Genomic DNA, 12,546 nt, shown 5'->3' on the forward strand with positions numbered 1-12,546 from the left:
CCGGAAAGGCTGACCGGTCGTTCGGTCAATCCGCCAGCCCGCCGCTGCGGGCGTGGCGGACCAGGCGCACCAGCTCCTTCCGCGCCGAATCGGCATCGGTCACCGGGGCGGCGAAGGCCAGGCGGGCGACGGCGCCGCCGCGGCGCAGATCCGCCCCGTCGGCGTCGATCCCGGTCATCCGCCAGCCCTCGCCCGCCTGGCCGAGCAGGACATGGGCGTAGAGGTCGACGGCGTCGGCGTGGTCGTCGTTCATATGGGCGACGATGCCGGTCTCCGCCGCGGTCAGCGCCGGCGGCGGGTCGACCAGCAGCTCGGCCGCGTCGAGCCGGTGGATGGCGCCGAAGCCGGCGATCATGTGGCCGCGCTCGACCCGGATCCGCCACAGGCCGAAATCTTGGAAATCGGCATAGCCGGCCGCATCCGGATGGCGCGCCAGGTAGCGGCCGCGCAGTCCCGGGTCGACCACCGGCTCGGCCCGGCCGGACACCGTCAGCCGCGGCCCGGTCAGCGGCTGGTCGAGCCCCGCCGTGCCGTCCAGCAGCAGCGCCGCGCGGGCGTCGCGATCGAGGTTGCCGGTGTGCTCCGCCAGCCGCGAGATCAGCAGCAGCGGATGCCCCGCCGGGTCGGTGGCGGCCAGCACCAGCGAGGCGTAGGGACCGCCATCGGCGTCGAGCGTGGCCAGCGCGCCGCGGTCGAGACGGCGCAGCAGAGTGCGGGCGCGTTCACTCGGACCGGCGGCCGGGCCGGCATCCTGGGATGTCATGGCGTTGCTACCCCGCTGGTTTTCCTGAAGATTACCGCGTTCGAGTGACATTTCGGCCGTATATACGCCATATTGAGCCTTCAGCGTCGCCGGCATCGAGGGTACTTGCCCGCCGGGGGCGGGTGGTGACAGTGGAGGGGGCCATGGCCCAGACCATCGCGCTGGTCGACGACGATCGCAACATCCTGACGTCGGTGGCGATATCGCTGGAGTCGGAGGGCTACGAAGTCCGCACCTTCTCCGACGGCGACGAGGCGCTGCGCGGGCTGCTGCAGAAGCCGGTCGACCTGGCCGTGCTGGACATCAAGATGCCGCGCATGGACGGGATGGAGCTGCTGGGCCGCCTGCGCAAGACCACCAACATGCCGGTGATCTTCCTGACCTCGAAGGACGACGAGGTCGACGAGCTGCTGGGCCTGCGCATGGGGGCCGACGACTACATCAAGAAGCCGTTCTCGCAGCGCCTGCTGATCGAGCGCATCCGCGCCCTGCTGCGGCGCGAGCAGCTGGCCACCGACAGCACGCCCGCAGACCCCGCCGCGGTGCTGGCGCGGGGCGACCTGACGCTGGACGGCAACCGCCATGCCTGCCTGTGGCGCGGCGAGACCATCGACCTGACCGTCACCGAATTCCTGCTGGTCAAGGCGCTGGCCATCCGCCCCGGCCACGTCAAGAGCCGGGACCAGCTGATGGACGCCGCCTATGGCGAGCACATCTATGTCGACGACCGCACCATCGACAGCCACATCAAGCGCATCCGCAAGAAGTTCAAGGTGGTCGACACCGAGTTCGGGCACATCGAGACGCTGTACGGTGTCGGCTATCGCTACAAGGAGGCCTGATCGCGGGCAGCGCCGGCCGCCCGTGATCGGAGTCTGACCGCCGCATGACGCCATGACGGCCCCCCAATGACGGCTCCATTGAGAGCGTCCCGCGGCCCCGCACCGCCGCGCCTCGGCGAATCCGCCGAGCAGAATGCGGCTGCCCGGCCGGAGCCGATGGCGGAGCTGGTCGCCGAGCCCACGGTGGAGCCGATCACCGCCACCCCGGTCGGCGGCCGCGCCGTCGACGCGCCGATCATCCGGTTGCGCCGCCGCTTCTTCTCGAAGCTCACCGCCCGCGTCCTGGCCGTCAACATGATGGCGCTGATGATGCTGGTCGGCGGCATGCTGTACCTGTCGTCCTACCAGGAGCGGCTGATCGAGAACGAGCTGGCGTCGCTGGACGCCGAGGCCACCATCTTCGCCGGCGGCCTGGCCGAGGCAGCGGTGGTCGGCGGGGTCGACACCGAGCAGTCGCTGGACCCCGACAAGGCCCGCCAGATGATCCGCCGGGTCTACCAGTCGACCGACACCCGCGCCCGCCTGTTCGGCATCGACGGCAAGCTGGTGGCGGACAGCCGCATGCTGGGCCAGCCCGGCGGCATCATCGAGGTGCGGCCGCTGCTGCCGCCGGTGGCCAAGGGCTGGATCCGCGCCGCCTGGGACGCGGTCTACGACTGGAGCGCCGAGTTCGCCGGCCCGCGCAAGCGCTGGCCGACCTATGTCGAGCGCCAGGACCAGCAGGGCAACGACTATGCCAGCGTCCGCGCCGCGCTGACCGGCGGGGTCGGCCGCCAGATCTGGACCCGCGAGGACGGCCAGCTGATGCTGGGCGTCGCCGTGCCGGTGCAGCGCGTGCGGCTGGTGCTGGGCGCGGTGCTGGTGACCCGCGAGGGCATCAACATCGAGGGCAACCTGCAGACGGTGCGCGAGGAGATCCTGAAGGTCTTCGCCATCGCGCTGGCGGTCACCATCATCCTGTCGCTGTACCTCGCCGGCACCATCACCCGGCCGATCCGCCGGCTGGCCCGCGCGGCGGAGCGGGTGCAGCAGAGCCGCGGCCGCAAGGTCGAGATCCCCGACATGAGCGGCCGGCGCGACGAGATCGGCGAGCTGGCCGGCGCGCTGCGGGCGATGACCGCGGCGCTGTGGACCCGGATCGACGCGATCGAGCGCTTCGCCGCCGACGTGTCGCACGAGATCAAGAACCCGCTGACCTCGCTGCGCAGCGCGGTCGAGACCACCGCCCGGATCACCGACCCGGTGCAGCAGCGCCGGCTGATGGCGATCATCCTGGAGGATGTGCAGCGGCTGGACCGGCTGATCAGCGACATCTCCGACGCCTCGCGGCTGGACGCCGAGCTGTCGCGCGCCGAGACCGGGACCGCCGATATCGGCCGCATGTTGGGCATGCTGACCGACCTGTACAAGACCACGCTGGAGGACACCGACCTCAAGGTGTCCTTGAGCCTGCCGCCGGGGTCGTCGCTGACCGTGCCCGGCATCGAGGACCGGCTGGTGCAGGTGTTCCGCAACCTGATCACCAACGCGATCTCGTTCTCGCCGCCGGACGGCGCCATCACCCTGCGGGCCCGGCGCGAAGGCGCCTGGGTGATCGCGACCATCGAGGATGACGGGCCGGGCATCCCGGCCGCCAAGCTGGAGGCGATCTTCGACCGCTTCTACACCGAGCGCCCGGCCGGGGAGAAGTTCGGCACCCATTCCGGCCTGGGCCTCAGCATCTCCAAGCAGATCATCACCGCCCATCGCGGCCAGATCTTCGCCGAAAACCGGGAGGGCCGTCCCGGCGCCCGCTTCACGGTGAAGATCCCCGCCAAGTGATCTGCGGCAACAATCGACCCAATCCGCATCGAAGGGGAAATCCGATGAATTCGCGCCTGCGCCGACTGCTGCTCGGCAGCGTCTTCGCCCTGGCCACCCTCCCGGCCCTGGCCCAGACCCAGACGGTGGTGCCGCCGCCGGTCGTCGTCCAGGTGCCGGCGCCGCCCGCGCCGGTGGTCGAGGCGCCCGCCCCGGCGGTCCCGGCCGTCGCTGCCGCCCCCGCCGTGGCCGAGGAGATGGACGCGCTGTCCTTCGTCACCTGGACCAGCGCCTCGGTCCGCGGCGCCCCGAACGGCACCGCCACGCTGGAGGAGACGCTGCCCTTCGGGTCCCAGGTCATCGTCACCGGCCGGCTGGCCGCCGGCGGCTGGGTGCGGGTGCAGACCCCGAAGACGCCGGTCGGCTACATGTGGGCGCAGACCCTGGCGCCGATGCGCGTCGCCCTGCCCGGCACACCCACCGGCCCGGCACCGACGCTGGGCCAGGCCGATGAATCCGCCGACGACACCATCGCCACCGCCACGGCGCTAGGCATGGTCGGCGCCACGCCGCTGGTGGCCGAGGGCCGCGTCTCGCAGACCGACCAGACCGACGCCTACAGCGTCACGGTCGAGGGCTGGACCGAGCTGTCAGTGGACCTGGCCGGCATGACCGGCGACGCGGATATCGAGCTGCGCGACGGCGACGGCCAGACCGTCGCCTCCTCCGCCAACAGCGGTTCGGATGCCGAGCACATGGGCAAGCTGGTGGCCCCCGGCACCTATTACTTCGTGATCACCAGCTATGGCGACGGCACGCCGTACCGCCTGACCGTCTCTGGCACGCCGGGCGCGGCGCCGCCGCCCGACGCGGCCGGATCCAGCCAGTCCGACGCGCATGACCTCGGCGACGTCACCGGCACCAGCGCCGAGGCCGGCGACTGGGTCGGCCCGGCCGATGCCAGCGACTACTACGCCTTCCAGGTCACCGAGCGGCAGACGGTCACCATCGGCCTGGACGGGATGTCGGCCGATGCCGACATCAACCTCGAAGGCGCCGACGGCAGCTACCTCCTCAGCGGCACCAATGTCGACACCGAGGCCGAGGCGCTGACCGCGACGCTCGACCCCGGCACCTACTACCTGAACGTCTATCCGGCCGGCGAGGGCGCCACCGACTACCGCCTGACCGTGGCCGGCGGCCCGGCCGAGCCGCCGCCGCCGGACCATGCCGGCAACACGCCGGACGCCGCCGGCACCATCGAGAATGTCGGCCGGACCCCGGTGACCCTGAGCGACTGGGTCGGCTTCACCGACAAGGACGACTACTGGCGCTTCACCCTGGCGTCGCGCGCCGACGTCACGGTGCGGCTGACCATGGAGAAGGGCGATGCCGACATCGACCTGCTGCGCGCCTCGGACCAGGAGAGCCTGATCAGCGGCGCCAATTCCGGCACCGATCCGGAGGAGCTGCAGCTGCGGCTGGACCCCGGCACCTACCTGCTGCGGGTCTACTCCTACCAGGGTGACACGCCGTACACGCTGGAGACCAAGGCTGTGCCGGCGAAATAACGCGTCGTCTTGTCCGACCTGTCGCCGTCGCGATTGACAGGGAGGGAGGTGCCAGTCACCTTCCCTCCCGCGATGGCGACGATCCATGCTACCTGCGTCGCAGTCGACGGTCGTGGCGTGCTTTTGCGCGGACCGTCGGGCAGCGGCAAATCCGATCTGGCACTGCGGCTCATCGATGCCGGCGGGCGGCTGGTGGCCGACGACCGCGTGCAGCTGTCGCTCGAAGGCGGGCTGGTGATCGCCCGCCCGCCCGCCATCCTTGCCGGACTGATCGAGGCCCGCGGCTTCGGCCCGATCCCGGTGCCGTTCCTGCCGGAGGTGCCGGTGCTGCTGGTCGCCGACCTGAAGCCGGACGGGGCGATCGAGCGGCTGCCCGAGCCCGGGACCTGCGCCTACCTCGGCATCATCCTGCCGCTGGTCTCGGTCTCGCCCTTCGAGGCCTCGGCCCCGATCAAGCTGCGCTTCGCCCTCGCCGGCCTCGCCGCCCCCGAACGCCGCCTGGCACGATGATGGACACCCCCGACACCGGGACGCGGCCCCAGGCCCGGCACCGCCTCGTCCTGATCAGCGGCCTGTCCGGCGCCGGCCATTCCTCGTCGCTGAAGATCCTCGAGGATCTCGGCCATGAGGCGATCGACAACCTGCCGATCGTGCTGCTCGGCCCGCTGGTCGAGCATGCCGAGGGCCGGCCGATGGCGGTGACCATCGACACCCGCACCCGCGGCTTCTCGGTCGCGGCGCTGGAGGCCGAGATCGCGGTGCTGCGCGCCCGGCGCGACACCGACGTCAAGCTGCTGTTCCTCGATGCCGACGACGAGATCCTGCAGCGCCGCTTCACCGAGACCCGGCGGCGCCACCCGCTGGCGATCGACCGCCCGGTGGCCGACGGCATCCGGCGCGAGCGGCTGGAGCTGCACCCGCTGCGCGCCATGGCCGACGTGGTGCTCGACACATCGCTGACCAGCCCGCAGGATCTGCGGCGGATCGTCGAAGGCCATTTCGGCATCGGCGCCGCGCCCGGGCTGTACGTCTCGGTCGTCTCCTTCTCCTTCAAGCGCGGCCTGCCGCGCGAGGCCGATCTGGTGTTCGACGTCCGCTTCCTCGACAATCCGCACTGGGTTCCGGCGCTGCGCCCGCAGACCGGCCAGAACCCCGAGGTGCAGGCGATGATCCGGCGCGACATCCAGTTCGACCCCTTCATGGCGTCGCTGTTCGGCCTGCTCGAACCGCTCCTGCCGCGGTACAACCGCGAGGGCAAGAGCTACCTCACCATCGCCGTCGGGTGCACCGGCGGCAAACACCGATCGGTGTTCGTGGCGGAGACGCTGGCGGCCTGGCTGGACGGCCAGGGCTACCGCCGCGGCCTGATCCACCGCGACATGCCGGCGCCGGGCTGACAGGAAGGCAATCAGACCAACATGACCACCCACCCCATGATCGGCATGGTCCTCGTGACCCATGGTCGCCTCGCCGATGAGTTCGTCGCGGCGATGGAGCACGTGGTGGGCGCCCAGCCCCAGGTCGCCACGGTCTGCATCGGCCCCGAGGACGACATGGAGCAGCGCCGGGCCGAGATCCTGGAGAAGGTGACCACGGTCGATGGCGGGCGCGGCGTGGTGCTGTTGACCGACATGTTCGGCGGCACGCCCTCGAACCTGGCGATCTCGATCCTCGACCGCGCCAATGTCGAGGTCATCGCCGGCATCAACCTGCCGATGCTGATCAAGCTGGCCTCGGTGCGCAAGACCGACACCCTGACCGACGCGGTGACCAGCGCCCGCGAGGCCGGCCAGAAATACATCAGCGTCGCGTCGGCGCTGCTGAGGCCGGAGAAGAAAAAATGAGTGGCCCGACGTCCCCGGACGCGGCCATGGACCGGCTGACCAAGACCGTCACCATCATCAACCAGCGCGGGCTGCATGCCCGGGCGGCGGCGAAGTTCGTCAAGCTGGCGGCCGAGTTCGAGGCCGAGATCTGGGTCGAGCGCAACGGCAGCGAGGTCGGCGGCCAGTCGATCATGGGGCTGATGATGCTGGCGGCCGGCCCGGGCAGCACGATCGACATCGCCGCCACCGGCGCGCAGGCGGAAGCGGCGCTGGCGGCGTTGGTGTCGCTGGTCGAACGCGGCTTCGACGAGGATTGATCCCATGGCGATGGAGATCGCCGACATTCCGGCCCCGGCCCCGAACCGCGAAGTGGCGCTGACCGGCTTGGCCGTGTCCGGCGGCATTGCCATCGGCCCGGCCCATCTGATCGAGAGCGGCGTCGAACAGGTGGCGGAGTACCGGCTGGACGAGGCCGACCTGGCGGCCGAGCGCGAGCGCTTCGCCGAGGCGCTGGCCAAGGCCCGGCGCCAGATCAAGAAGCTGAAGGCCAAGGCCCAGGGGCTGCCGGAGCAGGCGGCGGAGGACATCGGCTACCTGCTCGACGCCCATGCCGCGATCCTGTCCGGGTCGCGCCTGCTGCGCGGCGTCGAGACCCGCATCGCCGAGGAGCGCGTCAACGCCGAATACGCCGTGCAGTCGGAGATTGCGGCGCTGGCGGTGCAGTTCGCGGCGATGGACGACAGCTACCTGGCGAGCCGGATCGACGACATCCGCGAGGTCGGCGCCCGGCTGATCCGCAACCTGACCAAGCGCCAGTTCCAGGCCTTCGCCAACCTGCCCGAGGGCAGCATCGTGCTGGCCGAGGAGATCACCCCGGCCGATACCGCCCTGATGGACCCGCGCCGCGTCGTCGGCTTCGCCGCGGCGCTGGGCGGGGCCCAGAGCCACACCGCGATCATGGCGCGGTCGCTCGGCCTGCCGGCGGTGCTGGGCGTGCCCGGCCTCTTGGTCGGCATCCGCTCGGGGCAGATGGTGATCGTCGACGGCAGCGCCGGCCGCGTCATCATCGACCCGACCCCGGAGACCCTGGCCGCCTTCCGCATCCGGCGCGACCTGCAGCGCGCCGACCGCAAGCAGCTGCACGCCCTGGTCGGCCTGCCTGCCCGCACCCGCGACGACGTCACCATCACCCTGTCGGCCAACATCGAGCTGCCGCGCGACGCCCAGGTGGCCACCGACCTGAACGCGGCCGGGGTCGGGCTGCTGCGCACCGAGTTCATGTTCATGAACCGGGACGACCTGCCGACCGAGGAGGAGCAGTACGCGACCCTGAGCGGCATGGTCGACGCCATGGCCGGCAAGGTCGTCACCATCCGCACCCTCGACCTCGGTGGCGACAAGATCGCGGCCGCGCTGGGCGGCCGCTTCGCCGAGATCGCGAATCCGGCGCTGGGCCTGCGCGCCATCCGGCTGTCGCTGAAGGAGCCGAAGCTGCTGGAGGCGCAGCTGGCCGCCATCCTGCGGGCCGGGGCGCACGGGCCGATCCGCGTCCTGCTGCCGATGATCACCACCATCGGCGAGATCCGCACCGTCAAGGCGGCGCTGGACCGGACGATGCGGCGGCTGCGGCGGCGCAAGGTGCCGGTGCCGGCCGCGATGCCGCCGCTGGGGGTGATGATCGAGGTCCCAGGCGCGGCCCTGATCGCCGACGCCCTGGCGCGCGAGGTCGACTTCTTCGCCATCGGCACCAACGACCTGGTGATGTACACGCTGGCCGCCGACCGCGGCGACGAATCCGTGGCCCATCTCTACGACCCGCTGCACACCTCGGTGCTGCGGCTGGTGCAGTTCACGGTCGAGGCCGCGCTGCGCGCCCGCATCCCGGTCAGCGTCTGCGGCGAGATCGCCGGCGATCCGCGCTTCACCGCGCTGCTGGTGGGCCTGGGCATCCGCGACCTGTCGATGGCGCCCTTGCGGCTGCTGGAGGTCAAGCGCCGGATCCTGACGCTGGACAGCGTCGCCGCCGCCCGGCGCGCCCGGATGATGCTGGACCAGACCGATTCCGGCCGCATCGCCGCGCTGCTGGACGACTTCAACGAGGGCGGCTGAAGATACCGGGCAACGGCGCCTTCGCTGGGAGGGATGCGATGTCGACCATGAACACCGAACGCGTGCTGGAGGTCCGCCACTACACGGACCGGCTGTTCTCGTTCAAGACCACGCGCGACCCGGCGTTCCGGTTCCTCAACGGCCAGTTCACCATGATCGGGCTGGAGGTCGACGGCAAGCCGCTGCTGCGCGCCTATTCCATGGCCTCGTCCAATTACGAGGACAATCTGGAGTTCTTCTCGATCAAGGTGGCGGACGGCCCGCTGACCTCGCGGCTGCAGAACATCCGGGTCGGCGACCACGTCCTGGTCGGCCGCAAGCCGGTGGGCACCCTGATCCAGGACAGCCTGCTGCCCGGCCGCACCCTGTATCTCTGCGCCACGGGGACGGGCCTGGCCCCGTTCCTGAGCGTGATCAAGGACCCCGAGGCCTATGAGCGGTACGAGAATGTGGTGCTGGTCCACGGCACCCGCTTCATCGCCGAGCAGGCCTATGACGACTTCATCACCCGGGTGCTGCCGGAGGACGAGTTCATCGGCGAGATGGTGCGGGCCAAGCTGAGATACTATCCGACCGTGACGCGCGAGCCCTATGTCCACAACGGCCGCATCACCGCGCTGCTGGAATCGGGCAAGCTGCCGGCCGATCTGGGGCTGCCGCCGCTGAACCGGGACAGCGACCGGGTGATGATCTGCGGGTCGCCGGTGTTCCTGAAGGACCTGGTCGCGATGCTGCACCAGCGCGGCTTCGAGGAAGGCGCCAACAATCGGCCCGGGCATTTTGTGGTCGAGAAGGCCTTCGTGGAGAAATAGGCTGGGGGCGCGTCGTCCGGTTGCGGCCGTAGCCGGGGCGACATCCTTGTGCAATCCCGGCGGCCCAGCATCACCCTGGAAGCCCGGCGGATGGCGCCGGGCATGGCAGGGAATCCCGCCCATGCGTGTCCGGACGCTCAAGCTGTACCACTATCCCGCCGTGCGCAGCGCCCGGGTGAAGTGGCTGCTGCACGAACTGGTCGGCGACGATTTCGAGCTGGAGGTCGTCGACCTCTATGAGGGCGAGCAGTACAGCCCCCGCTATCTCGACATCAACCCGAACCATGGCGTGCCGGCGCTCGAGATCGTCACCGAGGATGGCCGGTCCACCCGCATGCTGGAAAGCGGCGCGATGGTGGTGCTGCTGGCGGACAGCTTCCCGGAGAAGGGCCTGGCCCCCTTGCCCGACGGCTTCTCGCCGGAGCGTGCCGACTATCTGCAGGCGATCCATTTCTGCGGCGCTGCCATGGACATGATGCTGTGGCAGATCCGCATCCACGAGCACATCCTGCCCGATCGCGAGCGGGACGACCGCACCATCCAGCGCTACCGCCACAAATTTGCCGGCGAGGTCGAACCCCAGCTGAAGCGCCAACTGGAGGCCGGCGGCTTCGCCTGCGGCGGCCGCTTCTCCGCCGCCGACTGCGTCATCGGGCACGGCGTGATGTGGGCCCGGGCCTACCAGCTGTGCGGCGATCCGGTGTTCGCGGACTACATCGCGCGGCTGTCGCAGCGCCCCGCCTTCCAGAGCGCCTTCGCCGATCTGGGGGGCTTCACCCTGGCGGTGCCGCGCGATGCCCCGGTGGTCGAGCTCCTGACCGGCTGAGCGCTGCCCTCTAGACCCGCACCGCCCGGGCCGCGGCGGCGGTGGCGACCAGCAGCACTGCCACAAGGCCGAGCGCGAGCGGCAGGCCGAGATGGTCGGCGACGAAGCCGATCGCCGCCGGGCCGGCCAGGATGCCGCAATAGCCGAGCGTGGCGATGGTCGAGATCGCCAGCCCGGGGTCGGTTCCCGGCACCCGGCCGGCGGCGCTGAACAGCACCGGCACGACGTTGGCGGCGCCGACCCCGACCAGGAAGAAGCCGACCAGGCCGGCCACCGGCCAGGGCACCAGGATCGCCAGCAGGAAGCCCGCCGCCGCCAGGGCGGAGCCGAGGCGGACCACGGTCTCGCCGCCGAAGCGGCTGGTGATGCCGTCGCCGGTCAGCCGCATCACCGCCATCGCCACCGCGAAGACGGCGTAGCCGAGCCCCGCCACCGACGGGTCCTGGCCGCGAGCCTCGTGCAGGAACACCGCGCTCCAGTCCAGCACCGCGCCTTCGGCCTGGAACAGCACGAAGGTCAGCAGGCCGAGCACCAGGATCAGGCCGCGCGGCAGGCTGAGGCGCAGCCCCGCCCGGGTCCCGCCGCGCTCCGGCGGCAGCATCGACCCGGCCTGGGACAGCAGCAGCGCCAGCATCAGGCCGCTGACGATCAGGGCCGCGGACAGCGGCGCCAGGCCGAGGCCGAGCAGCAGGCTGGTGCCGCCGGCGCCGATCAGGCCGCCGACGCTGAACATGCCGTGGAAGGAGGACATCACCGGCCGGGCGCCCCGCGCCTCCACCGCCGTGGCCTGGACGTTCATCGCCACATCCATCGACCCGGTGGCGGCGCCGAACAGGAACAGCGCCAGGGCCAGCAGCGGCGCGTCCGGCGCCAGGATGATCAGCGGCAGCGACAGGCAGATCACCAGCCCGCCCAGGGTGGTGATCAGCCGGCTGCTGAAGCGGGCGGCGAGGAAGCCGGCCAGCGGCATCGCCACCATCGCCCCAGCGCCGAGGCCGAGCAGGGTGAGGCCCAGCATGCCGTCGTCGAGCCCCAGCCGGGCCTTGGCCAGCGGCACCTGCGGCGCCCAACTGGCGGTGACGGTGCCGCAGACCAGGAACATGGCGCGGGTGGCGAGGCGCGCGGCGCGCGGGTCGGCGGTCTTCCCCTCCGCTTGGGCGAGGCTGGTCATGACGGCTCCGTCAGGCGAGAAGCAAGGTGAGGCCGGCCTTGCGGTAGGCGGCCAGGATGCGGGCGTCGACCGCCCGTTCGGTGATCAGCGCATCCAGCCGGTCGACGGCCAGGATCGGGAACGGGGCGGCGGTGCCCAGCTTGTCGGCGGTGACGACCGCGGCGACCCGGCCGGCGCAAGCGGCCATGCGGCGCTTCACCAACGCCTCCTCATGGTCCATGGCGCCGAGCCCGGCCTCGAGGTCGAGGCTGCAGACCCCGAGCAGGCAGAGATCGGCGCGCAGGCCTTCGAGCGCGGCCAGCACCGAGGTGCCGACCGTCACCTGGCCGCCCTTGTCGACCCGGCCGCCGAGCAGCACCACCTCGACCGTCGGGTGCCGGGTCAGGGCCAGCGCCGCGGGCAGGTTCGGCGTCACGATGGTGGCGCGCAGGTCGGGCGGCAGCGCCTCGGCCACCGCCAGCATGGTGGTGCCGCCGTCGAGCAGCACCACCTCGCCGGGCCGGATCAGCCCCGCCGTCACCCGCCCCAGCGCCGCCTTCGCCTCCGGCCGCGATTCGGCGCGCAGGTCGAAGGACCCGGCGGCTGGGGTCAGCGGCAGCGCCCCACCATGGACGCGGCGCACCGCCCCGTTGCGGGCGAGGTCGTTGAGGTCGCGCCGGATGGTGTCCTCCGACACGCCCAGCGCAGCGCTGGCGGCGGTGGCCAGGATCTTGCCGTCGAGGGCGAGGAGGTCGAGCAGGCGGCGGCGCCGCTCGTCGGGCAACAGGATGTCGGTCATGGCGATGTCCGCATGAGGTCGGCCAATCATGCATGATCATGCACGAAC

13 protein-coding genes are annotated in these 12,546 nt (G+C 71.3%); 10 read left to right on the forward strand and 3 right to left on the reverse strand.

Annotated features, from left to right (window positions below):
* Positions 1-25 precede the first annotated feature (25 nt).
* Entirely contained in the window at positions 26-763 is a 738-nt protein-coding gene (locus AB4112_RS28475; protein WP_441724442.1) for a HugZ family pyridoxamine 5'-phosphate oxidase, read from the reverse strand.
* A 143-nt stretch (positions 764-906) separates the two neighbouring features.
* Here AB4112_RS28475 and AB4112_RS28480 point away from each other — a divergent pair, with 143 nt between their 5' ends.
* The 10 genes from AB4112_RS28480 (at position 907) to AB4112_RS28525 (ending at position 10,549) form a co-directional block, all read left to right on the forward strand.
* Entirely contained in the window at positions 907-1,605 is a 699-nt protein-coding gene (locus AB4112_RS28480) for a response regulator transcription factor (protein WP_441724444.1), read from the forward strand.
* 78 nt (positions 1,606-1,683) lie between these two features.
* The gene (locus tag AB4112_RS28485) at positions 1,684-3,426 is read left to right on the forward strand and encodes a stimulus-sensing domain-containing protein (RefSeq protein ID WP_441724446.1); all 1,743 of its coding nucleotides are present in this window, start codon (positions 1,684-1,686) and stop codon (positions 3,424-3,426) included.
* 44 nt (positions 3,427-3,470) lie between these two features.
* Positions 3,471-4,976, forward strand: a complete 1,506-nt coding sequence (locus tag AB4112_RS28490; protein ID WP_309798893.1) for a pre-peptidase C-terminal domain-containing protein — start codon at positions 3,471-3,473, stop codon at positions 4,974-4,976.
* A 72-nt stretch (positions 4,977-5,048) separates the two neighbouring features.
* Positions 5,049-5,486: an HPr kinase/phosphorylase gene (locus tag AB4112_RS28495; RefSeq protein ID WP_309799092.1), complete on the forward strand. Its 438-nt coding sequence runs from the start codon at positions 5,049-5,051 to the stop codon at positions 5,484-5,486.
* Positions 5,483-6,373, forward strand: a complete 891-nt coding sequence (gene rapZ / locus AB4112_RS28500; protein ID WP_441724448.1) for an RNase adapter RapZ — start codon at positions 5,483-5,485, stop codon at positions 6,371-6,373. Before AB4112_RS28495 ends, rapZ begins: the two co-directional genes overlap by 4 nt.
* A gap of 36 nt (positions 6,374-6,409) precedes the next feature.
* Complete coding sequence (locus tag AB4112_RS28505; protein ID WP_309799091.1) at positions 6,410-6,820, forward strand: PTS sugar transporter subunit IIA; 411 nt, start codon at positions 6,410-6,412, stop codon at positions 6,818-6,820.
* Positions 6,817-7,119, forward strand: a complete 303-nt coding sequence (locus AB4112_RS28510) for an HPr family phosphocarrier protein (RefSeq protein ID WP_309798889.1) — start codon at positions 6,817-6,819, stop codon at positions 7,117-7,119. Before AB4112_RS28505 ends, AB4112_RS28510 begins: the two co-directional genes overlap by 4 nt.
* A 4-nt stretch (positions 7,120-7,123) precedes the next feature.
* Positions 7,124-8,911 carry a phosphoenolpyruvate--protein phosphotransferase gene (gene ptsP / locus AB4112_RS28515; RefSeq protein ID WP_309798887.1) on the forward strand — a complete coding sequence of 596 codons (1,788 nt, stop codon included), beginning with the start codon at positions 7,124-7,126 and terminating at the stop codon, positions 8,909-8,911.
* A gap of 38 nt (positions 8,912-8,949) precedes the next feature.
* Positions 8,950-9,723 carry a ferredoxin--NADP reductase gene (locus AB4112_RS28520; RefSeq protein WP_441724449.1) on the forward strand — a complete coding sequence of 258 codons (774 nt, stop codon included), beginning with the start codon at positions 8,950-8,952 and terminating at the stop codon, positions 9,721-9,723.
* 121 nt (positions 9,724-9,844) lie between these two features.
* On the forward strand, positions 9,845-10,549 hold the full coding sequence (locus AB4112_RS28525; RefSeq protein WP_441724450.1) for a glutathione S-transferase family protein: 705 nt from the start codon (positions 9,845-9,847) through the stop codon (positions 10,547-10,549).
* 10 nt (positions 10,550-10,559) lie between these two features.
* On the opposite strand, the gene AB4112_RS28530 is transcribed toward AB4112_RS28525, so the two are convergent.
* A complete protein-coding gene (locus AB4112_RS28530; RefSeq protein ID WP_441724452.1) occupies positions 10,560-11,720 on the reverse strand; it encodes an MFS transporter in 1,161 nt (386 codons plus the stop codon).
* A 10-nt stretch (positions 11,721-11,730) separates the two neighbouring features.
* Positions 11,731-12,498 (reverse strand): DeoR/GlpR family DNA-binding transcription regulator, encoded by a 768-nt coding sequence (locus AB4112_RS28535; protein ID WP_309798880.1) that lies wholly within the window; start codon positions 12,496-12,498, stop codon positions 11,731-11,733.
* Between the last annotated feature and the right edge of the window lie 48 nt (positions 12,499-12,546).

The sequence above is a fragment of the Inquilinus sp. 2KB_23 genome (assembly GCF_052115705.1).
In the GTDB taxonomy this organism is placed as follows: Bacteria; Pseudomonadota; Alphaproteobacteria; order DSM-16000; family Inquilinaceae; genus Inquilinus; species Inquilinus ginsengisoli_A.